The sequence below is a fragment of the Alcaligenes sp. LTN-3 genome (assembly GCF_059735605.1).
Window position 1 is genome coordinate 371,566 of record NZ_JCAPDN010000003.1, and the last position, 25,913, is coordinate 397,478.

Consider the following 25,913-nt stretch of genomic DNA (forward strand, 5'->3'; position numbering starts at 1 on the left):
GCAGCGCACCGAAGGGACAGGGCCGGTCGCGAGGGCCTGATGAGCATTGGCCGTTTATGCGGCCTATGCTCCCATTGTCATGTCGGCTCGTTAAAATGGCAGGATCATCCTGTATGGCCGTCTTTGACTCATAGTAAAACTCTCCTGTCTGAAATCCAATTCCTGTCATGGTCACCACGAAACGTACACGCCGTATCTCACCGGAGGCAGAGTCTCCTCGCAGCACTCCTCAGGCCATGCTGGCGCGCATTCGGAGTTTGTTACCGACCATGGGGGCGGCCTCACAGCGCATTGGTGAATTTGTCATTAACTATCCGGCAGATGTGGTCCACATGTCGGTCAGTGAAGTGGCTGAGCGCACGCAATGCAGTGAGGGAAGCGTAGTTGGATTTTGCAAACTGCTGGGTGCAACAGGTTTTCAGCAATTGAAAATCTCGCTGGCCCAGCAAATTGTGCAACCCGTCCAGTACATACACGAGGATCTGGAGTCGGGTGACTCAATCGATCAGGTTGTGAGCAAGATCTTTCACAGCAATATTCAAACCTTGCAAGAGACAGAGTCGGTACTCGATCCGGCTGCCTTGGCCAAGGCGGTTGCGTTGATCCGTCAGGCGCAGCGTATTGAAATTTACGGTATTGGTAGTTCGTCGGTGATTGCGCACGATGCCCACTACCGGATGTTGCGTATTGGTTTGCAGGCAACAGCGGTCACGGATTCACACGTACAGGCTATCAGCGCTTCGCTAACCGGGCCGCAGGTGGTTGTGCTGACAATTTCTCATTCGGGCAGTACACATGAAACCGTACTGGCCACTCGTCTGGCTAAAGAGGCGGGCGCCAGCACGATATGTATTACCAATTTTGGCAAGTCTCCGATTCAAGGCTATGCCGATGTCGTCTTGCACACCATGTCCCGCGAAACCCATTTTCGCACCGAGGCGATGACCAGTCGTTTGGCTCAACTGGCTATTATTGATACCTTGATCGCCTGCCTGGCCTTAGCTGACTATGATAAATCGGTGCAGACCTTGCGCAGCACCTTTGAAGTGCTATCCAACAAGCGTTATTAACCTTGGCTGACTTCGTGGAGATGACGTCGCACGGGGATGTTTCGGAGCATCAAGGCGCCTACGTCTGGCGCGTCGGCTTGCGAGGATGGGCCGACCAGTAGATAGCCTAATCCGAGGCTGACTGCACCCAAGGCATCTGTGGCGGCATTGTCCCCGATAACGGTCACATGCTCATTGTGCAAGCCCAGACGTTGCAAGCCTTCCCTAAATAGCATCGATTGCGGTTTACCCAGAATTTCCGCTTGCGCCCCAGGTATGCAGGCTAATACCGCCTGTAATAGTGCGCCTGTTTCCGGGGTGAGTAGACCTTGCGGGCCAGGGTGGGTCAGGTCAGCATTGCTGACCAGAAGCGTGGCGCCTTGGCTGAGTTCACGGATGACTTGCTGCAAAGTGTCATAGCTGAAATGGCGATCTCGCGTCAGCAGAACAATGTCGGCATTTCGCTCTACCAGAGTCAAACCCAGCTCCATGGCCAGTGTCCGCAGCGCTTGAGAGGCGCACAGCATAAGCGGGTTGTGTGGGTAGCGGCAGGCAATGTGATGTATGGCTTGTTCTCCTGCCAGCACCAAGTTGGCCGGTGGCACTGGTAACCCCAATGCTTGCAGTTGGGGGGCCAGCGTTTGTGCGGTATGGGTAGAGTTGTTGGAAACCACGATATACCGACCCTCCCAGTAATGTAGTAATTCCTTGGCGCCGGGTAGTACTTCATCGCCACGGATGAGTGTGCCATCTAAATCCAGAATCAAACCTAGGGACTGAGAGAGCCATGATGCATCCGATGGAGCATCGGGTTGGGAGCTGGGTGGCGCAGCAGAGAGCAAGGAGGTCATAAACGAGATACAGAGTGTCAAAAAAGGACCGCGTCGAACTGGCCGCAATGCCGGCTCTGCGCGCTGGAATGGCTCAAATTCTAACTGAACATTATTCAAAAATCATTTTTGTTGTTTTGAGCTATTTTCATTTTTTTGTCATATAAGGCAGCTAATCTTCGTTTCGATGTCAGACAAGTACCCATGTCATGACGCACACCTTTTCACGACAAGGATTATCGAAATGAAGACGCACCGCTTTCATCTTTCCGCATTGGCCCTGGCTTTCATGCTGACTCCGTTCGCTGCTGCACAGGCACAGGCATTGGCGGATGGTTCACAACAGCACCCCTTGCGCGTGTTGTTGATCCCTGCTGATGGCGGTACAGAGTCCGGTACCAAGGCAGACTACCAACCCATCTTCAACGCGATCACAAGCAGCACGGGTCTGCATTTTGATTTGACGGTTGGGCAGTCCTATGGAGCTGTGGTGGAAGGGATGTGCAACCAATTGGCTGAAGTTGCCTTTCTGGGACCTGTCTCTTATGTGCAGGCACATGACCGGGGTTGCGCTCAGTTGTTAGCGGTGGGTGTGCAAAAGGGGCAGTCTTCCTATTACGCCGCCATGTTTGCCCCGAAAGAATCCTCTGTGACCTCTTTGAAGGACCTGAAAGGTAAACGTGCCGCATTTGGTGATGTCAATTCGGCATCCAGTTTCACGTTTCAGATGGCTTCTATGATTAACGATGGCATGAATCCCGCCCAGGATTTGGCCGAGTTGCATTTGACCGGTAGCCATGCCAGCAGTTTGGCTGCTTTGGTGCAAGGGCAGGTCGATGCAGCCGCCTTGTCTTTTGACTCTTTTGACAAAGCTGTTCGCCAAGGCGCTGTTGATCCTCAATCGGTCAAGGTTATCTTCAAGAGCGAGCCAATTCCTTATCCCCCGCTGGCGATGAACACCAAACTGCCTGAGGGGCTGAAAAAGACCTTGAAAGAAGCATTCTCGACGGTTCATCAAGCTCCAGGCGTGACTCCAGACATGGTGCGTGGCTATGGCGGTGCCAAATTGGATCGCTACGACACGGCATTCTCGGAAGAGCAGTTCAGTGGCCCCGCATCCAAGATGTCATTGCTCACTGACGAGGTCAAAGGCGAGATTCTGGCCAAGGCTGCACAGCGGTGAGTGTGATGAACGAGATCGCTGCCATGTTGCGTTTTGAATCTGTGGGGATGCGATATCCCGATGGCACGACTGCGCTCAAATCGGTGTCTTTGAGTGTGCCTCGAGGACAGTTCTGTGTGCTGCTGGGGGCCTCTGGAGCAGGCAAATCGACCTTGTTACGTATGGCTAATGGGCTCACTGTTCCTACGCAGGGGGCAGTTTGGGTCGATGGCCAGCGTGTGCAGCGCAGCAGCTTGAAAGCGGTGCGACCGGGAATTGGGATGGTGCATCAGCACTTTAATTTGGTCTCGCGTGCCACCGTCGCGACGAACGTGCTGTCAGGAGCCTTGCCCGGTTTGCCTGCGTGGCGAGCGTTTTTGATGCGGTTTCCAGCCTCACTACGCGAGCGGGCTTGCCGCTTGGTGCGTGAGGTCGGACTACAGCCGGAGCATTTGCATCGGCGCGTCAGTGAACTGTCGGGCGGGCAGCAGCAGCGGGTTGGTATCGCCCGTGCATTCATGCTGGAGCCTGCGGTGCTGCTGGCTGATGAACCGGTGGCCAGCTTGGACCCGCGCATCAGCCGTGACATTTTGAGTTTGTTGCGTAGCCAGGCGCGTGATCGGGCGGCGACTGTTCTGTGCAGTTTGCATCAGGTAGAGCTGGCCCGTGAGTTTGCGGATCGGATTGTGGCGGTGCGCCAGGGTGTTGTGGTTTTTGATGGGCCAGCCAGTGCATTCGATGAGGCCGCAGCCACAGCCTTGTACCAGGCCGGGACGCCAGGAAGTCCCGTGGAGGCATGGTCTGGGGCGGTCATGACGCCTGGCCGTGCCACTGCATCGCCAGGCGGTTCGACGGTCAGACCGGGCACTGTGTTGGTGGAGGGCGTGTCATGAATAAGCCTGAAAGTGCAGCCGCTTGGCATTTGGATCCACCTTACGGTGTGCGGGCCGTTTTGATAGCGATCGTGGTGCTTATTGCGCTGTTGTATACCGGCAAGCGGGTAGAGATGGATCGTATGGCAGCATTGAGTGCAGATGGGGTCTTGGCGACGGTTGGTATTAAGGATCAGTCGCAGGTGACTTCGGGTCTGAGCGCCTTGGCAGACAACATGTTTCCCTTGCAGGTGTCATATCGCACTCAAGTGAGCCGTATCGAAGGTTTTGACCCGCAGAAACTCCCTTTGTTTGCCTATGTGGAAACGGTTGATGTGGTCGAGCAATCGTTGAACCCGCATACCTTGCAGATGGAAGAAGAGGTCTATACGCAGACTTACTTGGTTGAGCCGTTGGGGTATGTGTGGCGGGTAGCCGTCAAGATGGTTGAAACCTTCGAGATCGCCATTTGGGCCACCCTGTTAGCCATGGTGGGGAGTGCGCCATTGGCCTATTGGAGTGCGCGCAATTACACACCGCATCGCGTGTTTTATGTCACAGCACGGGCCTTGGTCAGCCTATTTAGAGCCATGCCAGAGCTGATCTCCGCCTTGTTTCTGGTGCTGGCGTATGGCTTTGGCCCGATTGCTGGTGTCTTGGCATTGGCCATCCACTCCATGGGGTTTCTGGGCAAGTTCTATGCCGAGGATATCGAGACTGCTGATGTGAAGCCACAAGAGGCGCTGACGGCGATCGGCGCGGGCAAGTTGCGGGTTTTGGCGTATGCCGTATTGCCTCAGGTAATGCCTAAATTTACTGGCTACACCCTCTATATCCTGGATCGTAACGTCCGGATGGCGACGGTGGTGGGTTTGGTCGGTGCGGGCGGTATTGGGCAAGAGCTGAAAGGACGCTATGACATGTATCAATACGCCCACGTCGGGACCATTCTCGTCGTGATCTTTATCACTGTTTTTTTGTTGGATCAGGTAGCGGCCCGCTTGCGTCAGCGCCTGAGCTAAGTAGCGGCATCCCGTAAGGGCTGCCGTTCTATCAAGTCCCTGCCGGTTCTGCCGGCCCTGTTTTCCCGATCTGGAGTGATTCATGACCTCGTACCTTGTACTGGGCCGTAGCGTTGTTGCGGCTATTGCCCTGAGTTTGACACTGGCTGCCTGTGGCGGTGGCTCTGATACGGATTCCTCTGCTACCCCGCCCCCTGGTGGCGGTGGCGATATTGAACAACCCGAGGTTCCCGAGACACCGCAGTTGCGCTGCGCTCCTTGATGACGTTTTTCTTTTTTGAGTGATTAGCACCATGACCAAGATTCTGCCCCCAGACGATGCCGGTATCGAACTGTCCCAGCCGGGTCGACGCAAATTTTTCCGAACTTCTGCTCAAACTGCTGGCGCCTTGTCGGCGATGGCTATGTTGCCCGCTTCTATTCGACGCGCGTTGGCTATTCCAGCGACGGTGGATACAGGAACGATTAAGGACGTCAAGCATGTTGTCATCCTGATGCAAGAGAATCGTTCGTTCGACCACTACTTCGGCACGATGAAAGGAGTTCGTGGTTTTGGCGATCGTTTCCCGATTCCTTTGGAGTCGGGTAAATCCGTTTGGCATGAGTCTGACGGTACGAAGGAAGTGCTGCCTTACCATTTGAACTCGGCCACGATGAACGCGTTGTTTGTTCCTGGTACGCCTCACAACATGCCAGATGCCCAGGCGGCCTGGGGGCAAGGCAAGTTTGGTTTGTGGCCCAAGTACAAAAAAGCGTACTCGATGGGCTATTACAAACGCGACGATATTCCCTTCCAGTACGCGCTGGCCGAATCGTTCACCATGTGTGATGCAAACTTCTGTTCGATTGCGACAGGCACCGATCCCAACCGGATTATTTTCTGGTCCGGCTCTAATTACGATCCCAAACTCGGCCGTATGGGGGTCAATTGCACGGACTCCGATTCGGAACCCGTTAACCTGCGCTGCTGGGTCAAAGGGGCCTTACCGACACCGGGCTATACCTATCAAGGCTCGGCTTTTACCTGGAAAACCCTGCCTGATGTCTTGCAGGACGCGGGTGTGAGCTGGCGTATTTATCAGGATCCGAACAATAACTGGACGGGGGCTATGCACGGGGGCTTGGCCTTTGAGTCATTCCGTGAGTCCAAGCCAGGTGAGCCTTTGTATGAGCAGGGCATGAGCAATCACAGCTTGGAGGATCTCAAGCAAGATGTGCTGGATGCGACCTTGCCAGCGGTGTCCTGGATTCTGCCCTGGCCGTCGGTCTCTGAGCACCCCAGTGGTGGTGGTAGTCCAGCCCAAGGTGCGGATTATATTTCGCAGGTACTCGATGCCTTGACGGCGAACCCGGAAGTCTGGAGTAAGACAGCCTTCATCATTACGTTTGATGAGAACGATGGCTTGTTCGATCATTTGCCCCCACCTGCTGTCCCTTCTTATGACGTCGATGGCAAGTTGATGGGCAAATCGACTGTTTCGCTTGACGGTGAGTATTTCTCCGATCCTGCGCGTAAGTACTTGAAGGCCGATGACACCATCAGTGGCAATTTGCGTCCTTGGGGCTTGGGCCCACGTGTGCCGATGTACGTTATTTCCCCCTGGAGTCGTGGCGGCTGGGTCAATTCCGAGGTGTTTGACCATACCTCTGTGGCCCAGTTTCTGGAAAAACGTTTCGATATCACCGTTGACGCCGTTAGCCCTTGGCATCGCGCAGTGTGTGGGGATTTGACCTCGGCCTTTGACTTTGCCAGCCCGAATGATCCTTCCTTCCCGACCTTGCCTGACATGAGCGACTACAAGGCGATGGAAGCACAGCAAAAGACGATGCCTCGCGCTGAACCTCCTGCGACACCGCAGCCTCTGTATCAGGAAGCCGGTGTTCGTTATTCACGTGCCTTGCCCTATGAATTGCATACCAGTGCGCGAGTAGACAAGAAAGGTTCTGTCGAGCTGCTGTTTAGCAATACCGGGCAAGCAGGGGCTGTTTTCCATGTTTATGACAAGAAGCATCTGGACTTGATCCCACGTCGCTACACCGTCGAGGCTGGAAAATTATTGTCGGATACCTGGGATGTCACACAGGACAACGGGGATTACGAGTTCTGGGTGTACAGCACGAATGGGTTTGTGCGCACATTTGTGGGCAATACCGAGACAGGTGTATCGCTGGAAGTGCAGGTCTGTTACGAGCCGACTGCAGGTGATGTCTATTTGAAACTGTTCAATCAGGGTGATCGTGCTCAGAAGGCGACGGTGCTGTCGAACATGTATCGCACAGATGGTCCATGGGATCTGCTTGTGGAGCCCGGACAGGTGACTGAGCAGCGTTGGTCGGTGAAAGACAGTGGGAACTGGTACGACTTTTCGGTGCAGGCCGAAGGCTTTGAGCGCCGTTTTGCCGGTCGTATGGAAACGGGCAAGCATGGCGTCAGCGATCCTGCTATGGCGGTGCAACTGTAAGGTCTAACGAGACAGGCCCGGAGTTTTGAGGCTACGGGCGTGTCGAGCTGCTTTTTTGAGTGTGAGAAATTCATGAAATACACGTATGTAGCCGCTGCCGTGAATGGGGTATTGACGGCAGCCGTGCTGGGGGCTGTGTTGCAGCCAATGGATGTGCGGGCTCAGACTGCTCCGCCTGCTGTGTGGGATGGCAGCAATGCCGGGTATGGTCAGGGAGCCGGGCAGAATGTCGGCGGGAAGAACAATGTGGCGGTTGGCAATAACGCAGGCCAGGATGTCTCAGGCAGCGTGAATATTGCGGTGGGCAAGGGCGCTGGCAATGATGTGTCGACGAACTGGAATTTGGGTATTGGGGAAGGCGCCGGCTCTAATGTCAGCGGCAAAAATGCCAATCAGGCTATTGGTTATTACGCCGGCACCAATGTCGAAGGGGGGTGGAATCAGTCGATTGGGCGTAGTGCGGGACAAAACGTCAAGGGAGACTACAACGATGCCATGGGCTTTTGGGCAGGCACGAATACGGTGGGCAATAACAATGCTGCCTATGGAAGCAATGCGGGGCGTGACGTAACCGGAAATGGTAATACCGCCTTGGGCCAGGAGGCCGGCCGTAATGTGCAAGGTGATAGCAATTTGGCAATGGGCCAGAATGCCGGTCAACAGGTAGTGGGTAATGGCAATTTGGCCCAGGGTAAGAATGCCGGCCAGAATGTACAGGGTTCCAACAATATGGCGTTGGGTTCCTATTCGGGTTATGGCGTCACAGGTGAGGGTAACGCTGCATTAGGTCTGGGGGCGGGCCGTGATGTGACGGGTGATAACAATATTGCTCATGGTGCTGGCGCCGGTGGGGGCGTTCAAGGCAATGACAATGTGTCAATTGGCTCGGGGGCTGGTCGCGGTACGGTTGCAGATCGAAGTGTCGCAGTGGGAGCGGGTGCCGTAGCGGGTACTGACGGTGTGGCGCTGGGTTCGGGAGCGAAGGCTGTGCAAGGCAGTGTCGCACTAGGGGCCGGGTCGCAGGCTGTGCGCGGAGCATCCCAGGAATATGTTGCCTATGGCTTGGATGGTGTCCATCGTTCTCAGGGCGAAGTGAATCTGGGTGGTCGGCAGTTGACAGGGCTAGCTCCCGGTAGTGAGGAGACAGATGCTGTCAATGTGGCTCAGTTAAGGGCAGCAAGCCAGGCGGCCGAGACACGCTTTGGTGAGTCTGTGCGGCGTCTGGATCGTGATCTGCAGTCTCAGGAGCGCAAGTTGAGTGCCGGGGTCGCTGCTGCCATGGCAACTGCAGCCTTGCCGCAGGCGTACTTGCCAGGGCGCAATATGGTCTCTTTGGCGGGGGGGACCTGGAATGGTGAATCGGGCTACGCTTTGGGCATTTCCCGTGTCTCGGAAAGTGGGACTTGGGTGTACAAGGTCAATGCCAACGGTACGTCTCGAGGAGACCTCGGGGCGGCGGCAGGGGTAGGCTATCAGTGGTAGGCCATCTGGACAAGGAGTAGGGAAGTGGTAAGAAAACGGGCTGTTTATCAGCCCGTTTTCCTGCCTGTAGAGTGAGATTGGTTTTGCTTCGGGTGTGCCCGTTAACCTGGGTAGAAATTCAAATACTGTTATAAGTTTTTGATTATTAATTTCTTTTTAGATTTTGCTTGATACGGCGGGTAGGGGTCATTGCAGTGTCATAAGTAAAAGTTACAAATGTGGCATTTGCAATAAGCGTGTTGCCGAGAGGTATGACAAGAAAATTATTTTTATTGCATGTTAAAAATTTTGTTGGGTGTTGATGTAACCTAAATACTTATTAAGGTGAAAGATTTTGTAGATTCTTACGGAGAAATCTAGAAGTAGGGCATGATGACGCTATTATTTGTTAAGCCCCTGATTTCTTAAAATCGTTTAATTTCAGAGTTTTGTTGCCCTTTTTGTCACAGGCTATTTATCATTTTTAACATTGTCATCGACGAAAGCCCTTGTAATCTAAGATACAATTTGTCCCGTGACTCGTGTGACGATCATAGTGTGTTTTCGTGCAAAAAGTCACAATTAGACACAAGGTTATGCTCCAAGAATACAGGCCAGAAGCCTGTAGCTCCGCCTTGTCTTGCCCCGGTCCATTATGAACATACTGCTGCGGCTGGTGATGTGTTTACCAGCCTTAGATGTAAAGCCCATGTGCAATACATAGGTGTTGGGCCCTCGGGGGGTGTTTCTTTCGCTTTGTTTAGGCGGCACACCGAACCCATTCTTCTTTCATTTTTGTACTTAAATTTGATCTGGCAATGCGTTACAACGCTGAGGTGATGTTCTCCGTTGTGGGCGCAGCACAGGATCTTACGGAGGCCGACGTGCGTGGTAAAAAAACTCTAACGGTAAGTTCGCTGCTGACAGCGCTTGTGCTGGCTCAGCCAGTTCATGCGCAGGAAAACAGCTTGAGCTTCAAAGACAGTATCGAGCGGGCAATCATGTCCAACCCCGAACTTGGCGCTCGCTTCCAAGACTTCCAGTCTGCGTTGGAAGGGCAGAATGTCAGCCGTGGTGCGTTATTGCCTGAAGTCAATGCCGAAGGATGGGTAGGTCGGGAGTGGCGTGGTAGCACATCCAGTGCATCGTCTGTGAACTGGTCTCGCAGTGGCTATAGCTTGCAGTTACGCCAGTTGATTTTTGATGGTTTCTCGTCGATTAATCAGGTGCGTCAGTTGGGCTACGAAAAACTGGCCACCTACTATGATTTGTTGGCTTCCGTAGATTCCTTGGCGCTGGAGGCGGCGAATGCTCATATTGACGTGCTGCGATACCGCGAAATGGAAAAGTTGGCGCGTGAAAATTACAATCTGCACTTGAATATCCTGAAGCAGATCGAGGAGCGCTCCAGCTCGGGCGTCGGGCGTGGTGTTGATCTGGAACAGGCATATGGCCGCCAGTCTTTGGCACAAAGTAACGTTATGACCGAGGCCGGGAACTTGAATGACGTTTTGCAGCGCTATCGTCGTATCGTCGGGGTAGCGGCTCCTGAGGTGTTGCAGCCTGCTCCTTCCTTGAGCGAATCCCTGCCCACAAAAACCAGCGATTTCTTGCCTTCTTTGCGCAACAGTCCTTCCATTTTGGCTAAACAGGCTCTGTATCAAGCGGCTGAGTTTGGCAAGCATGTGGCTCAAGGGCGTATGTCCCCAAAACTTGAGTTCCGTGCGGCAACAGGTAAAGATAAAAATGATCCACCCGGATCGTCTTACCGTGATGCCCAAAACTCCAACGTGCAGTTAGTGCTGTCCTATAACCTGTTCCGGGGTGGGGCAGATATGGCGCGCATTCGTCAGACCACTGCCCAGCAGTATGCCGCGCGGGATGTTCGCGACTATACATGCCGCAACGTGCAACAGGACTTGTCCGTAGCGTGGAACAACGTTCAACGTTTGCGTGCCCAGTTGCCTTTCCTGCAACAACATGAGCTGGCTACGTCTAAAGTTCGTGTGGCCTATATGCAGCAATTTCAGATTGGCCAGCGTTCCTTGCTGGACTTGTTGGATACTGAAAACGAATTGTTTGATGCCCGTCGTGCGTTGGCCAATGCCACCTATGACCTGCAACAGGCCGAGTACAGCTGGTTGATGCTGTCGCATCGTCTGGTATCAGCGGTTGGTTTGGCGCAGCCCTACTCGGAGCAACCTGACGAAGCCGCCAAACTGGATTTCCCCGAAGAGGCCTTTCAGGCATGTATGGCACCTGTACCGGATACCAGCAATCTGACTCCGATAACAGTTGACTATCGTGACGATATGGCTCCGCCGGTCTTGCGTGAAAAAACAGCTGGGCTGAACTAATTGGTTTTGCTTGAGCGTACTTGAAGGTTAGGGGGCTATATGAGTCCAGAAGAAGAGGGCTATAAACAAGAGCTGTCAGTCTCGGATGCCAGTTTTATTCGGGTTCTGGAAGACTTGATTGACGCCTTGATTGCGAATGGCGTTCTTCGCATGACTGATTTGCCCCCTGAAGCCTTGGCTAAATTAAACGAGCGCAAACAAACCCGTCAGCGCCTGCGAGATTCGCTGGATTTGATTAATGACGACGAACCACTCATCTGAAAATCCAACACCACAGAGCGAGACATTCAGTATCCCGCCTCATCTGACTCATGATGATCCGTTACTGAATTGTTTGGTAGAGATTACCCGTATTCACGGCAATCCATGTACGGCCCAGCATCTGTCTACGGGTCTGCCCTTGCAGAAGGGACGCCTGACGCCCGCTCTTTTGAGTCGGGCTGCAGCGCGTGGGCATTGCACCTCGCGTATTTGGCGCCGTTCTTTTGCCGAACTCAATCCCAATCTGTTGCCAGCCATTTTGCTGCTGAACGATAGTCGGGCTTGCGTGTTGTTGGGCTTCGAGGATGATCGTGCTCTTGTGCATTTTCCAGAAAGCGGCAGCCCCAGTGAAATTGACCTGGAGCAATTGCAGGAGCTGTATTCTGGCCTGCTCGCGGTTGTACAACCTGACTTCCGGGTCGAGGTGCGAGCAACAGAGGGTATAACGCCCCTGAAAGGCAAGCATTGGTTCTGGGCGACCGTATCGCAAAACTGGAAGTTATATCGGGATGCGCTCGGAGCGGCGTTTCTGATTAACGTGTTTGCCTTGGCGATCCCCTTGTACACCATGAATGTGTATGACCGCGTGGTGCCTAACAATGCGATAGAAACGTTGTGGGTACTGTCTATAGGGATTGGTTTGGTGCTCGTGCTGAACCTTCTGTTGACCAGCGTACGCGCGTATGTGGTTGATGCGGCCAGTAAGCGGGTTGATATTCAGTTATCAGCACGGATTATGGAGCGGGTATTGGATTTGCGCATGGAGAATCGGCCGCCTTCGGTGGGCTCTTTTGCCGCCAATTTGCGCTCGTTTGAGTCTGTGCGCGATTTTATTGCCTCTGCCAGTCTGACAACGCTGGTTGATTTGCCATTTGTCGTCCTGTTTCTTGCGGTACTGGCCTGGATATCGCCTTGGATGTTAATCCCGCCGGTCGTGGCTATCATCATTATTCTTGCCGTGTCCTGGTTTGCCCAGGCTCGGATGGAGCGGTTGACCAAGCAAACATTTCAAGCGGCTGCACAGCGCAACGCAGGCCTGGTGGAGTCCTTGGCTGGGCTTGAAACCTTGAAGGTATTGAATGCGCAGAGCAATGCCCAGCGCGCTTGGGAGCAGTCTACAGAGTACCTGGCTCGACAAGGGGCCAGAATCAAGATGACTTCGGCTGTAACGGTAAGCACCGTGCAGATGTTGACCCAAGTGGTCACGATCTGCGTGATTATCATCGGTGTATATCTGATTCAGGACGCGCAGTTGTCGATGGGGGGCATTATTGCTTCCTCCATGATTGCGGGCCGTTGTCTTGCCCCATTTGGGCAAGTGGCCGGGCTGATGATGCAATATCAGAATGCGCGTACGTCGCTGGATTCGATTGGTACGTATATGGAGTTGCCGGTCGAACACCCTGATGATCGCAATTTTGTGCCTCGGCCTTATCTTGAAGGTGCCATCGAGTTCCGTGGTGTTAGTTTCGCGTATCCCGGTGCAACTCAGAATGTGATCAATCAGCTTAGTTTTTCCCTCAAGGCAGGGGAGAAAGTGGCCATTATCGGGCGTATAGGTTCAGGTAAGACCACGTTGTCCAAGTTAATTCTGGGCTTGTATAAACCGACCTCGGGCACGATTGTGTTAGACGGTATCGATAATCAGCAGATTGACCCAGCTGATGTGCGTCGTTCTATGGGCTATGTCTCACAAGATCCGATGCTGTTTTATGGCACCTTGAAACATAATCTGACGATGGGTTCGCCCTACGTTACGGATGATCAGATGTTGGCTGCCGCCAAGTTGGCGGGTGTGGATGATTTTGCTCGTCGGCACCCAGATGGCTACGACATGATGATCGGCGAGCGTGGTGATTCGCTCTCTGGCGGTCAGCGTCAAGCGGTTGCGGTGGCCCGGGCCTTGATGGGAAACCCCTCTATTCTGTTGCTCGATGAGCCTAGCAGCAACATGGACAATCAAAGCGAATCCGCTTTGCGCAATAGTTTGCGCACTGAATGTGAAGGCAAAACGGTGGTGCTGGTCACGCATCGTACAGCGCTACTGGACTTGGTTGATCGCTTGATTGTCATGGATATGGGGCGAATTGTGGCCGATGGTCCCAAGGAGCAGGTCATTACAGCATTGCGTAGTGGGCAGATTGGCAAGGCCCGGAGCGCGACATGACGAAAAAAAGTTTGTTTTCCCGGATACGGGCAAGGCTGAAGGCCGATGCTGGGCCTGCACCAAGCCGAAGTGTTCTCAAAAATGCAGCTTGGACGGCACGTCAGCAAGAGGTTCGCGGTTCGCGTTTGTTGATCTGGTTGACGCTGTTGGCAATTTGCGTGCTGATTGTTTGGGCAAGTCTGGCCAACATTGACGAGGTTGTGCGTGGAGAAGGGAAGGTGGTGCCTTCTCGGCAGGTACAGATCATACAAAGCCTCGATGGTGGTGTTGTTGAGGAAATTCTTGTCAGGCCCGGGCAATCCGTTGAGCAGGGCGAAGTGCTATTGCGCATTGATCCCACGCGAGCATCGTCTTCCTTGGGTGAGAATGAGGCAGAGTCCTTGTCGTTGTTGGCCAAGGCGGCCCGGCTTGAGGCCATTGCGGCTGATCAAACCCTGGATATGCCTGCCGAGGTTGTGGAAAAGGCGCCGGATCTTGCTGAAATGGAGCGTCGCGTCTGGCAAGCTCGTACCGAGGAGCTGCGCTCCAATATCTCTGTCGCTCAGGAGCAACTGCATCAACGCCAGCAAGAGCTACGAGAAACGCAGGCCAATCGGGATCAGGCGGCATCGAGCTGTGGCCTGACATCGCAAGAATTGAAAATGACGCGGCCTTTGCTGAAAAGCGGGGCTGTTTCTGAAGTGGATTTGTTGCGCTTGCAGCGCGATGTAGCGCGTTATTGCGGAGAACAACGAGCCGCTACGGCGCAAATAAGCAGGATCGAGGCCTCCATACAAGAGGCGCAGAACAAGATCGGTGATGTTGAAATTACATTCCGTAACCAGGCTCGTACAGAGCTGGCAGAAACTCGCGCCAAATTGGCTTCTTTAGAGCAAGGGCAGCGCGCATTGGCGGATCGTGTCCGATTGGCTGAAGTGCGCTCGCCAGTACGTGGGACGATTAAAACTCTTGCCGCTAATACGGTGGGGGGGGTTGTGCAACCTGGTAAGGATATTTTGGAGATCGTGCCGACTGATGACTCCTTGTTGTTGGAGGTGCGTATCCAGCCGCGTGACATCGGATTTCTTCACCCGGGTCAATCTGCTGAAGTTAAGTTTACTGCCTATGACTTTGCGATTTACGGCGGTCTTGCCGGAGTGTTGGAGCAAACCAGTGCCGATACGATTACCGATGAAAAGGGTAATTCATTTTATATAGCCAAAGTGCGCACTGATACCGTTTACGTGGGTGATGATAATCGGCCTATTTTGCCTGGCATGGTGGCAGAGGTTCATATCCTCACGGGTAAACGCACTGTCATGCAGTATTTACTCAAACCCATTCTCAGGGCCCGCTCTAACGCCTTTACAGAGCGTTAAAGCGGCAGGGGTGGCCTGTACGGGGGGAGTAGTGCTGACGATAGAGGATAAATAATCCCACGTCAGCCTCAGAGCTGATGGCTTTTTAGCTCGTGTTACCAGTAAGGGAAAAGCGGTATGCGACAAGTAAATTCGGTTTTATTTCTGACGAACGATGAAGCCTTGTGGCAGCATTGGAGTCACCAGAATTCCGTAACCTACTTGCCTGCCCGAGGGCGAGGTATGGAGGATTTGTTACGGTGGAAACAGCAACATCGTGAGCTTGTCGTCATTGACAGTGCGCTTGCGTTATGGAATCACCCGCAATGGGTACAGGCAGTAAAAGGGATGAAGGTGGTGGTCGCCAGCCCTCGGCCTGTCGACTCTGAAGGGCAAGCCGTATTGGCGTTGGGCGCCCGAGCTTATATTCACGCGTACAGCTCGTCGGCTCTGCTGGAGCAAGTGTTGGAGCACGTGGCCTCGGGCCAGGTTTGGGTGGGAGAGTCTTTGCTGAGTCGCCTGCTCAGTGACGTGACTCGTCACTTGGAAATTCGCACGGGTTGGGAAAGCAACTTGACCAGCCGTGAAATCGAGGTGGCGCAACGCGCCTCGTTGGGGCACTCCAATCAATTGATTGCCCAGGATCTTGGCATTACTGAACGAACAGTGCGTGCCCACCTTCAAGCTATTTTTGAAAAGCTTGGTGTAACTGATCGTTTAATGTTGGCGCTAAAAGTACACGGCATTTCATAAGCCTGTTTGGGCCGTCCAGTCCTGCATTGTCAACTTGCGTAAAGAATCGCAAGTAAAGCGGCGAACTGGCGGCAGCGCCAATATCACATAGCAGATCAACTCGCTATTCTCATACCAAAGAAAGCCAATTTCAGATGGTCGCATTGCGACGGTCTTTTTTAGGAATCAGACAATTATGGCACTGGATACTGTTTTAGTGACACGCGTTGAAGGTACAGCATGGATGCGTACCAGCGATGGCTCAAAAGTAGCGCTCAAAGAGGGAATGCGTGTTCCCGTAAACGCTGAGATCACTACCGAAACAGGCGCATTTGTCGAGCTCGAGATTCCTGGCGGGCCGCCTATGACCATTTCTGATAATCGGGAATTCTTGCTGAGTGACGATATTGCCCAGACGGATGTCGATCCTGCTGTGGCCGTTCTGACCAATCCTGATGATCCAGCGATTGCTGCAGTACTGGCAGCACTGGAAGCGGGTAATGACCCATTTGAACAGTTAGATCCTACCGCTGCTGTGCTGACGGGTGGCGGAGAGGGCGGAAGTAGTTTTGTGCGTTTGGTCAGTATTGTTGAGACAACCCGACCATTAGCCCTGGAGTATCCCAAACCAGGCGTATTAGGCACAGAATTGCCTCGTTTTGGCGGTGGTGGTGGCGATGAGACGGACCCAACTCTCGTTGCAGGCACATCGACTGTGACATTGGAAACACCAGAGCGAGTCACGGAAGGCGAGCCATTTGAAATCATTGCGCGCGTCGATAACCCAGTTACTGGGCAAGATCTGATCATCACGCTGACCAATGGCAGCACTATTACGATTCCGGTTGGCAGTACGGAAGGCCGGGTGCTTGTTGATAATCCTTATCCAGATGATGCTTACACACAAGGCGATCGTCCCGAGGATATTGGTATCAGCACGACAACGGGCGGTAACTACGAGAATCTGGATACGAGCAGTACATCCAGCAGCACCATCACGGACGATGATGATGCTACAAAAATTACTTTGGAAGGCCCCGATACGGTTGTAGAAGGTGAGGACATCACCATTACCGCAACAGTTGAAAATCCTCCGCAAGGCGGAGACTTGGTGATTAAACTGACTAATGGTCAGGAAATTATCATCAAAGAAGGTGAGACTAGCGGTTCTGTCACGTATCCAGCTCGTCCTGATGATGGGACGGTGCAAGGCAATATCCCGGAAAATGTCGGGATTGAGAGCAGCACGGGCGGCAACTACGAGAAGGTTGAGTACGGCGATCCGGTAACGACTACCGTTGAAGATAACGATGTACCTGCGATTACTGTGTCCGACACGGTCATCAGTGAGGGAGGTTCGGGTATCTTCAACGTGAATTTTGGTAAACCAGTCGACAACGAGACCACGGTTACGCTGCAATTGGGGCATGGCTCCACGGACGATGGCGATATAGCTCTTGATCAGCCCCCTGTTGTGCAATTGCCCAATGGTGATACGGTGCCTGTCACACAAAATAGTGATGGCACATACAGTTTCACACTGCCTCCCGGTGTCACTGACGTCACGGTAACTGTAGATACTAAAGACGATGATGTTTTTGAAGGTGAAGAAGACTTCACCTTGACTGTTACGCAAGAAGGCGAGACACAGAACGGTACCCCTGTTGATAAAGTCCAGGGTGAAGGTACAGGCACAATTGTTGATGACCGCAATAATGACGGCAAGGATGATGATGAGTTGGCGACGGTCAATATCGTGGCTAACCAGACGGACATCACCGAAGGTGAGGCCGGTACGTTCACGGTCAGCCGTGACGGTGGTGACACGGATCAGGTGGCCAAGGTCAAGCTGGGCTTGAGCCTGGACGGCAAGGCCGATGCGGATGACTTCGTGGGTACGTTGCAGGTTCAGGATGCTGCTGGCAACTGGGTCGATGTGGATCCGAATGCGGAGTATGAAGTGCCTGCCAACGGCGGCTTACAGCTGCGTGTGGTGACGGCCGATGACAAGGTCTATGAAGGTCCTGAGGACTTCACGGTTGAGATCACCGAGGTGATCAATGCCCATGAAGGCACCTTGGAGGCCGACGCTCTGATCGTCGATACAAGCTTTGTTTACGCCGTGATTAGTGTTGATCAAAACAGCGTATCTGAGGGTGGGGAGCTGCGTTATACCGTGCAGTTAGTCGATGGTGCGGGCAATGCGGTCACAGTGCCAGCAGGTCAAAGTATCGATGTGACTCTTGATTGGAGTGGCGCTGCCGCCAATGCGGGCGATACCGGCACCTTGCCTGATAGTGTGACTATTCAGGGCGGGACGTCCGAAACAGAATTTACTGTTAATACGGTAGATGACGTTTACAAAGAGCCTAATGAGGGCTTGCAGGTAGAGATTACGGGCGTTGTGGACGCTAATGATGCGTTTGATCATCTGTCTGTGGGTACTCAGGATTCTGCAAGTACCGTCATTGTGGATGACTTTGACCCAACGACGGTCAGCATTAAGGCAACGGTCACTAAGACCTCGACAATTGATGTGGGTAATGTCGGGAACACTGACAGCTTTACCGTGACGGCTACAGATACAACTGGCCAGGCGACCAATGTCTCTACAGTGACAGGTACGGACCATGATGGCTTTGGTGTGTCTGGACAGGCTGGGAATGGCGACGACAAAGAGCTTGGCTATGGGGAGACTCTCACGGTTGAATTCAACAATGAGGTTAAGTCCTTTGATGTTCAGTTTGCCTGGAGAGCCAATTCTGAAAAAGCGAAGGTTGAGTTCTTTGATGCAGCGGGTAATTCAGTTGGCTGGGCCATCATTTCTGGTGGTGGCTCCAACACCCAAGCCTTGGTTACGTATTACGATGCAAATGGTGATGTGACCAAGACCGAACGGGTAGCAGGCGGCTCAGACAAAGTCGATTTGGCATACACGTTTGAACCCGGCAGTGGACTAAACTTTACGAAAGCAGAGTTCACGGCACCTGGACCGACTGATGATTATCTGGTGCATTCCATCTCCTACAAAGAGGTGATCAATGATGATGCATCCAGTATTCCTGGCATGGAATCCGAGGTTGTGTTTGATATCGAAACCTCGAATCCGCCTGATCCTAGCAAGTATGACTTTGAGACTACCTTCCCGACGGCAACGGTAGAAATCGACGGTCAGGCCTACGAGGTAACGCTGGACAGAAATGGCAAAGGTTCGGTGACGGTGACAACCGATGGCACTAAAGATCTGACTGCCAAGGTAGTAGCGGTGGACGGAAACTTTGAGGATGTCCAGGTTCCTGTCAGCCTCACGCTGCACCACGGTGAAGTCTATGATGGTGACAACAGTGGTGGCACGCTGCAGGGCAGTCAGGGTGATGACATTATTCTGGCCGACGTAGGCGGCACGGTTACGAATGTTGAGCCCGGTAAGAACTACAACATTGCATTGGTGGTAGATACGTCCGGCAGTATGGCAAATGAATCTGGTACTCCAGGTCTGACCCGTATGCAGTTGGCTATCAATGCCTTGAAGAATCTGGCCGAGGATTTGAAGGACCACGATGGCATCGTAAATGTGGTGTTGGTTGATTTTGCCCAAACAGCTACCTCAGTAGTGAAGCTGGATAATCTCACCACAGATAATGTGCATATTTTGATTAATGCTCTTAACAATCTGAGCGCGTATGAGGGTACGAACTATGAGGCTGCCTTTAATGAAACCGTGAAATGGTTTAATGAACAAGCTGCTAAGCAGACTACTGGTGCCCAGTTTGAAAATCTGACTTATTTCCTGACCGACGGCAATCCAACGTATTACATGGATGGTCAGCAGGTTAAAGGAAGCGGCAGTTCGACAACTGCTACGATTATGGAGCAGTCGATCGACGCGTTTGAGGCTTTAAGCGATTTGAGCGCGGTGCATGGTATCGGTATTGGCAGCGGTGTGGCCCAAGACTATCTGCAGTTCTTCGATGACACATCTTCTATCGGTGATAAGGATGTCTGGGTGCAAGAAGGTAAGTGGTCCTGGCAGGGACGCTGGGTGTCTGGCCCTGCCGGCACACCTGACATCGTGCATACCGCTGAAGACTTGGCTGCTGCCTTGCAGGGTGGTTCGAGCAGCAGCGAGTTGCTGGATGTGGGTGATGACACTGTATTGGGTGGTGACGGTAACGACATCATCTTTGGTGATGCGATTAATACCGATGGTGATGTCTTGCCATGGCATGAAATCCCAGGCGGTCGTCCTGCTGACTTGCCCGATGGAGCCGGCTTGAAGGCGCTGGAGGTATTCCTTGAACTCAAGAATGGGTCTGCTCCAAGCAACACCGACTTGTACGCCTACATCAAGGGAAATCACGAAGCCTTCAATGTGGCTGGTGACACCCGTGGTGGTAATGACACCCTGGATGGCGGTAGTGGTAACGACATCTTGTATGGTCAGGGTGGTAACGACACATTGATCGGTGGTGCTGGTGACGACATCCTGTTCGGTGGTGCTGGCAATGACACCTTCCAGTGGAATGCCGGAGACCAGGGTAGTGTTGCCAAGCCTGCTGTAGATCGTGTGATGGACTTTGGTGCGGCTGGTGAAGACACCTTGGACATTAGCGATCTGTTAAGTGGTTATGACGGTAGCGATGCCAACCTGAGCAAGTACTTGTCCGTAAAAGAGTCCGACAGTGGCAAGATGGAAATCGGTATCAGCTCTCAAGGGAATGGCCAGATCGATCAGAAGATCATTCTGGACAACATCGACTTTGACGCAGAGAAGGCCGCTCAGATCGCCAACTCGCTGAAAGACGGTACTTTGAAGTCTTCTGATTTCTAAGCTGTTCACCGAATAGGCACTACCTGTGGGTAGTGTCCGAACCCCACAAACCTTTTTGAGTTTGTGGGGTTTTTTTATGTTTGCAGCTTGTCGTCAGCGCCAATAGTGGGTGCTTGGTATTTGTGATTATGATCGTGATGTGTCGTTGGAAAGAGGGTGCATGCGGTAGGACGGCTGGCCAAGCTGGGCTGGTAGGCGGTGGCTCTGCGGTTTTGCAGACCAGCTGTTTCTTTTTGCAGGGATGGTGATTCGAGACTGTTTAACAGCCTGCTCTCTATATAGAGGATTCAGGCACTTTGCCGATTGCCAAGCGCCTACTAAATAGGCACGCTATAAGGCCGTTATAAGGGTTTGCTTATTTGGGATTGACGTGCTCTTGTCTTTTGCCTGGCTACGCCTTTTTCTTCGATCTAGGGTTGCGCTGCTAGCGTTGATTGCGCTGCTTGTTTTGGTGTGGCTGCCTTTGTCGGTGCCAGCCTTGCAATTCGAGGCAAGCAAGATTCGCCAGACTGCCGTCTCCCGCTTTGGCGCCCGTGCTGGAAATGCTGTAGATCGCTGGATCGTTAACCTGGACTCCGCCCGCGGGCAAAGCGAGCGCCGCCAACTGGATGTCGTCAACGATTTCTGGAACGCGAATGCGATGGCTGGTGAGGATATTCACATCTGGGGGCAGTTGGATTATTGGGCAACACCGATTGAAACGCTGGGCAAAATGGCGGCCGATTGCGAGGATTTTGTGATTGGCAAATATTTTTCCTTGTTACACCTGGGTGTGCCCAATGAAAAATTAAGATTGATTTATGTACGGGCACAAGTAGGTGGCCAAAGTATTGCGCACATGGTGCTGGGCTACTACCCCACACCGCAGTCCGAGCCTTTATTGCTGGATAATTTAAGTGGCTCGATTCGTCCCGCCAGCCAGCGTCCTGATTTGACCCCCGTGTTCAGCTTCAATTCCCAAGGGGTGTATGTGGGTAACGCCCAGAAAGGTTCGGTAGACAGTATCAGCCGCTGGCGTGGTTTGCTGGAAAAAATGCGTAAGGAAGGGTTTGTTCCTTGATGATGTACCGGCCCCAGGGCTTGAACCCTGATCGGAAACAGCTCTCAGGACACCCTTGCTGGGTGGGCTAGACCAGAATTTATGGAATATACGGAAGCGTTATGTCTTTACTTAAACAGCTCCTGCTAAGTGTCTCGTGCGCGATTCTTGCTATCTTGATTGGCACGCTGTGGTTCAGCGTTGACTCGGCAAGGCAATACTTGAGCAGTCAGTTGCAGGCTCAGGGTGAGTCGGCCGCGACTTCGCTGGCCTTGACCTTGTCCCAACCCAGCAACCAGGATCCGGTGACCCAAGAGCTGCTGATTGCTGCTCTGTACGATACCGGGCAATTTGAGCGTATTCGTTTTGCTGACACCTCCGGTACGATCTTGGTGGAGCGTAGCACTCAACAAGAAAAGGAGCTCACTGGATCTTCGCCTGCGTGGTTTGCCAACTCCTTGCCGATTGAGGTGCCTGTGGCCTCGGCTCATGTCAGCAACGGCTGGAACCAGATCGGCACTATTGAGGTAAAACCCGCTGACGAATACGCCCGTGCCAGTTTGTGGAAAAGCTTTGTGCGCGTGACCTTGCTGGTGTTGGGCGCTGGAATAGCCTGGGGTGTGTTTGTCTTGATGGTCATGGCCTGGTTGCGTCGTGCCTTGCGCGAACACGTGCAGTTCGAGTTGCAGCAGATGGATCAAAGTGAATCTGTACCCAGCCGCAAAAAAGTACGCACGATTCCCGAGCTGGAAGCCGTGACACATACCTTAAGCACCGTGCGAAGACGCATCCGTGTCAGTAGCCAGGAGCAAAACGCCCGAATCGAGCAGCTGCAGTTGGAGTTGAACTGTGATCCGGTAACGGGCCTGGCTAACCGCAAATATTTCGTGAACCTGTTCCGTCAGGTTCTTCAGCAGGAAGAAGGTGGCCATGTGCTCCTGTTCCGTCAGCGGGACTTACTGCCATTGAATACGTCTTTGTCGCGCGATGCGGTGGATGCCTGGTTGAAGTTGATCACCCAGCGCTGTATTGAACTATTGCAGAAAAATGGCATGGACTCAGGCAATCTGGCCCGCCTGAATGGCTCTGACTTTATTGTGCTGCTCCAGGGCCAGACGGGTCCTCAGGTGATGGGTTTTGCGCAGGAGTTGCGTAACGCTTTGCAGGAACTGCGCCAGCCCCTGCCCGATGGCAGTCTGTGCCGCTGGTCGATGGCGATGACGAACTACGAAGGACAGGACACGCTTAGCGCCGTGATGACGCGTTTGGACAATGCGTTGATGCGTGCTGAAGGGGCAGGGCACCAGGAGGTGGAGTACCGTCCCTCCGAAGGCGTCCATTCCGAGGCGGGATCGTCCATTGGCGAGCAGGAATGGCATTCGCGTATTGAGCGCGGTCTGGAGCAAGGCCGCATTGAATTGAATGTGAAACCGGGCGTCGAGGTGTGGGGTCAGGCTGGTCAGATTTACGATGCAACCTTGAATTTGTTGCCTGAGCAGCAAGGTCAGGCCAGTTTACCGGCCTATTTATTCATTCCGGTGGCGGTGCGTCTGGGTCTGTCAGGGCTGTGTGACTTGCGCACGATGGAACTGGCGAGTGACTGGCTGGCCAGCAATGAGGGCAGTTTGAGTGTTCGCGTCTCCTGGGCCTCGGTGATCAAGCCCGGCTTTGCGGATCAGGTGGCCGAGGTTCTGGCCAAAGCTGGTGACAAGGCTCAACGTTTGATTATTGAACTGGATGCTTACTGTCTGAGCGAATACGATGTCGAAACGGTCGCTTTTGTGGATACATTGCGTCCCTTGGGTGTGCAATTTGGTCTGCGTCGTGTTCTGGAACAGCCCGAATCGATTCTGTGGCTCCATGTGATGGCGCTCAAATATATTGTCCTGGACGATGAGCGAGCCCAAACTTTGCAGACTGAAGTGGGAGGACGGCACTTGCTGACCGCGTTCCTGCAAAGCCTGCGGGAGTTGGGGATTGGTTTGCGGCGGGTAACGCGAACCAGCAATAGCGCCCAGTTGGATGCGTTGTTGCGCGAAAACGCCGTCACGCCAAGGCCTTAGCAAATAAATCCTTGTTTTTCTGGGGCTTATTTGCTAGTATATGTGGCTTACCTCTTTATTTTGACCGGAGAGGCTTAGACGCCTATCCGGATTGAAGTTGGTAATACAACGTTTTGTCTCTCGCAAGATTTCAACCTAGGGTTCGGCTTGCCGGACCAGATCGAGATCGGGTTTACGGTATCGAACTGGCTGGATCCGAATCTGACGGGACCAAAACTGGTTGTGTGACCCAGTCATTTTGGCTGGATCGTTGCAATTAAGTTGGAACAGGAAAAATCATGATTCAAATGCAGACCACGCTGGACGTGGCCGACAACACAGGTGCGCGTTCCGTAATGTGCATCAAGGTGCTGGGCGGCTCGAAGCGCCGTTATGCCGCAATTGGTGACATCATCAAAGTTACCGTTAAAGAAGCGGCCCCGCGCGGACGCGTCAAAAAAGGCGAAATCTACAACGCTGTAGTGGTTCGTACCGCTAAGGGCGTGCGCCGTAAAGACGGTTCGCTGATTCGTTTCGGTGGCAATGCCGCCGTATTGCTCAATGCCAAGCTGGAACCCATCGGCACCCGTATCTTCGGACCCGTTACGCGTGAACTGCGTACCGAGAAGTTCATGAAGATCGTGTCCTTGGCTCCCGAAGTGCTGTAAGGAGCGCGAAAAAAATGCAAAAAATTCGTAAAGGCGACGAAGTTATTGTGCTGACTGGCCGTGATAAAAAACGCCGTGGCACAGTGCTGCAACGCGTCGATGCAGACCACGTTATCGTGGAAGGCATCAACGTAGTCAAAAAACACGTTAAAGCCAATCCTATGGCTGGCACGCAGGGTGGTATTGTCGATAAGACCATGCCTATCCACATCTCGAACGTTGCGCTGTTCAACCCAGAAACCGGCAAGGGCGACCGTGTTGGTATCCAGGTGATCGACGGCGAGAAAACGCGTGTTTATCGTTCCAGCGGCAAGGCCGTTGGCGCCAAGGCTTAAGGGGCGGATAACATGGCACGTTTACAAGAGTTCTACCGCGAAAAAGTGGTTGCCGACCTGCAAAAGCAGTTCGAGTACAAGAGCATCATGGAAGTACCCCGCATCACCAAGATCACTCTGAACATGGGTGTCTCGGAAGCGGTTGCTGACAAGAAGATTATCGAGAATGCGGTATCGGACATGACCAAAATTGCTGGTCAAAAGCCCGTTATCACGAAAACCCGCAAAGCTATTGCCGGTTTCAAGATTCGCGAAGATTACCCGATCGGTTGTATGGTGACCCTGCGCGGTCAACGCATGTACGAATTCCTGGATCGTCTGGTCGCTGTGGCTCTGCCACGCGTTCGTGACTTCCGTGGTGTGTCGGGTCGTGCGTTTGACGGCCGTGGCAACTACAACATGGGGGTTAAAGAGCAAATCATTTTCCCTGAAATCGAGTACGACAAAATCGACGCAGTGCGTGGTCTGAACATCAGCATCACTACTTCTGCCAAGACGGACGAAGAGGCCAAGGCGCTGCTTAGCGCGTTCAGCTTCCCGTTCCGCAACTAAGGGGCGCAACGTGGCTAAACTTTCCCTCATCAATCGCGACATCAAGCGCGCCAAGCTGGCTGAGAAATTCGCCGCCAAGCGTGCAGCACTGAAAGCGACTATTGACGACCAGTCCAAGTCTGACGAAGAGCGCTACGAGGCTCGTTTGCAGTTGCAACAATTGCCACGCAACGCGAACCCGACCCGTCAACGCAACCGCTGCGTTATCACCGGTCGCCCTCGTGGTGTTTTCAAGAAATTCGGTTTGACTCGCCATAAAGTGCGCGAAATGGCAATGCGCGGCGAGATCCCCGGTATGACCAAGGCCAGCTGGTAGGAGAAATACACATGAGCATGAGCGATCCAATCGCCGATATGTTGACCCGCGTGCGTAACGCGCAAATGGTCAACAAGACATCGGTTAGCATGCCCTCCTCGAAGCTGAAAGCAGCTATTGCTGCTGTGCTGAAAGACGAAGGCTACATCGAAGATTTCCGCATCGTTGGCGAAAAAGCCAAGCCAGAGCTGGAAGTCACCCTGAAATACTATGCCGGCCAGCCAGTCATCGAGCGCATCGACCGCGTTTCGCGTCCTGGACTGCGCATCTACAAAGGCAGCACAAGCATCCCTCAAGTCATGAACGGCTTGGGTGTTGCCATCGTGTCCACGTCTCGCGGCGTGATGACCGATCGCAAGGCGCGTGCAGCTGGCGTCGGTGGCGAAGTGCTGTGCTACGTGGCATAAGGAGAACATCA

21 protein-coding genes are annotated in these 25,913 nt (G+C 53.2%); 20 read left to right on the forward strand and 1 reads right to left on the reverse strand.

Annotated features, from left to right (window positions below):
- Positions 1-167: 167 nt before the first annotated feature.
- Positions 168-1,070 carry a MurR/RpiR family transcriptional regulator gene (locus AC6I6N_RS14610; protein ID WP_230019566.1) on the forward strand — a complete coding sequence of 301 codons (903 nt, stop codon included), beginning with the start codon at positions 168-170 and terminating at the stop codon, positions 1,068-1,070.
- Here the strand turns inward: AC6I6N_RS14610 and AC6I6N_RS14615 are convergent.
- Entirely contained in the window at positions 1,067-1,900 is an 834-nt protein-coding gene (locus AC6I6N_RS14615; protein ID WP_346549138.1) for an HAD-IIA family hydrolase, read from the reverse strand. The two genes, AC6I6N_RS14610 and AC6I6N_RS14615, sit on opposite strands and share 4 nt — an antisense overlap.
- A gap of 223 nt (positions 1,901-2,123) precedes the next feature.
- Between AC6I6N_RS14615 and AC6I6N_RS14620 the strand changes: the two genes are divergently transcribed.
- The 19 genes from AC6I6N_RS14620 (at position 2,124) to rpsH (ending at position 25,902) form a co-directional block, all read left to right on the forward strand.
- On the forward strand, positions 2,124-3,062 hold the full coding sequence (locus tag AC6I6N_RS14620; protein ID WP_094198154.1) for a phosphate/phosphite/phosphonate ABC transporter substrate-binding protein: 939 nt from the start codon (positions 2,124-2,126) through the stop codon (positions 3,060-3,062).
- Positions 3,063-3,067: 5 nt separating this feature from the next.
- Positions 3,068-3,934, forward strand: a complete 867-nt coding sequence (locus AC6I6N_RS14625) for a phosphonate ABC transporter ATP-binding protein (protein WP_346549137.1) — start codon at positions 3,068-3,070, stop codon at positions 3,932-3,934.
- On the forward strand, positions 3,931-4,935 hold the full coding sequence (gene phnE, locus AC6I6N_RS14630) for a phosphonate ABC transporter, permease protein PhnE (RefSeq protein ID WP_108728319.1): 1,005 nt from the start codon (positions 3,931-3,933) through the stop codon (positions 4,933-4,935). The genes AC6I6N_RS14625 and phnE overlap by 4 nt, the downstream gene beginning before the upstream one ends.
- 82 nt (positions 4,936-5,017) lie before the next feature.
- Positions 5,018-5,197 carry a hypothetical protein gene (locus AC6I6N_RS14635; protein ID WP_230019568.1) on the forward strand — a complete coding sequence of 60 codons (180 nt, stop codon included), beginning with the start codon at positions 5,018-5,020 and terminating at the stop codon, positions 5,195-5,197.
- Between the two features lie 31 nt (positions 5,198-5,228).
- A complete protein-coding gene (locus AC6I6N_RS14640; RefSeq protein ID WP_346549136.1) occupies positions 5,229-7,397 on the forward strand; it encodes a phosphocholine-specific phospholipase C in 2,169 nt (722 codons plus the stop codon).
- 72 nt (positions 7,398-7,469) lie between these two features.
- Entirely contained in the window at positions 7,470-8,879 is a 1,410-nt protein-coding gene (locus AC6I6N_RS14645) for a YadA family autotransporter adhesin (protein WP_346549135.1), read from the forward strand.
- A gap of 797 nt (positions 8,880-9,676) precedes the next feature.
- Entirely contained in the window at positions 9,677-11,215 is a 1,539-nt protein-coding gene (locus AC6I6N_RS14650; protein WP_230019571.1) for a TolC family outer membrane protein, read from the forward strand.
- 39 nt (positions 11,216-11,254) lie between these two features.
- On the forward strand, positions 11,255-11,476 hold the full coding sequence (locus tag AC6I6N_RS14655) for a hypothetical protein (protein WP_094198149.1): 222 nt from the start codon (positions 11,255-11,257) through the stop codon (positions 11,474-11,476).
- Positions 11,454-13,643 (forward strand): type I secretion system permease/ATPase, encoded by a 2,190-nt coding sequence (locus AC6I6N_RS14660; RefSeq protein WP_094198148.1) that lies wholly within the window; start codon positions 11,454-11,456, stop codon positions 13,641-13,643. Before AC6I6N_RS14655 ends, AC6I6N_RS14660 begins: the two co-directional genes overlap by 23 nt.
- Positions 13,640-15,001, forward strand: a complete 1,362-nt coding sequence (locus AC6I6N_RS14665) for an HlyD family type I secretion periplasmic adaptor subunit (protein ID WP_094198147.1) — start codon at positions 13,640-13,642, stop codon at positions 14,999-15,001. Before AC6I6N_RS14660 ends, AC6I6N_RS14665 begins: the two co-directional genes overlap by 4 nt.
- Before the next feature lie 117 nt (positions 15,002-15,118).
- The gene (locus tag AC6I6N_RS14670; protein ID WP_094198146.1) at positions 15,119-15,733 is read left to right on the forward strand and encodes a response regulator transcription factor; all 615 of its coding nucleotides are present in this window, start codon (positions 15,119-15,121) and stop codon (positions 15,731-15,733) included.
- Positions 15,734-15,908: 175 nt separating this feature from the next.
- Positions 15,909-20,543 carry a retention module-containing protein gene (locus tag AC6I6N_RS14675; protein ID WP_497943590.1) on the forward strand — a complete coding sequence of 1,545 codons (4,635 nt, stop codon included), beginning with the start codon at positions 15,909-15,911 and terminating at the stop codon, positions 20,541-20,543.
- Positions 20,544-20,964: 421 nt separating this feature from the next.
- The gene (locus tag AC6I6N_RS14680) at positions 20,965-21,603 is read left to right on the forward strand and encodes a transglutaminase-like cysteine peptidase (RefSeq protein ID WP_395013983.1); all 639 of its coding nucleotides are present in this window, start codon (positions 20,965-20,967) and stop codon (positions 21,601-21,603) included.
- Positions 21,604-21,704: 101 nt separating this feature from the next.
- Positions 21,705-23,645 (forward strand): bifunctional diguanylate cyclase/phosphodiesterase, encoded by a 1,941-nt coding sequence (locus AC6I6N_RS14685; protein ID WP_094198143.1) that lies wholly within the window; start codon positions 21,705-21,707, stop codon positions 23,643-23,645.
- Positions 23,646-23,923: 278 nt separating this feature from the next.
- Complete coding sequence (gene rplN / locus AC6I6N_RS14690) at positions 23,924-24,292, forward strand: 50S ribosomal protein L14 (protein ID WP_003805375.1); 369 nt, start codon at positions 23,924-23,926, stop codon at positions 24,290-24,292.
- A 14-nt stretch (positions 24,293-24,306) separates the two neighbouring features.
- The gene (gene rplX, locus AC6I6N_RS14695) at positions 24,307-24,627 is read left to right on the forward strand and encodes a 50S ribosomal protein L24 (protein ID WP_094198142.1); all 321 of its coding nucleotides are present in this window, start codon (positions 24,307-24,309) and stop codon (positions 24,625-24,627) included.
- Between the two features lie 12 nt (positions 24,628-24,639).
- Positions 24,640-25,179, forward strand: a complete 540-nt coding sequence (gene rplE / locus AC6I6N_RS14700) for a 50S ribosomal protein L5 (protein ID WP_009459981.1) — start codon at positions 24,640-24,642, stop codon at positions 25,177-25,179.
- 10 nt (positions 25,180-25,189) lie between these two features.
- Positions 25,190-25,495: a 30S ribosomal protein S14 gene (rpsN, locus tag AC6I6N_RS14705; protein ID WP_042489405.1), complete on the forward strand. Its 306-nt coding sequence runs from the start codon at positions 25,190-25,192 to the stop codon at positions 25,493-25,495.
- Between the two features lie 11 nt (positions 25,496-25,506).
- Positions 25,507-25,902, forward strand: coding sequence for a 30S ribosomal protein S8 (gene rpsH / locus AC6I6N_RS14710; RefSeq protein WP_094198141.1), 396 nt, complete (start codon positions 25,507-25,509; stop codon positions 25,900-25,902).
- The last annotated feature ends 11 nt before the right edge of the window (positions 25,903-25,913 follow it).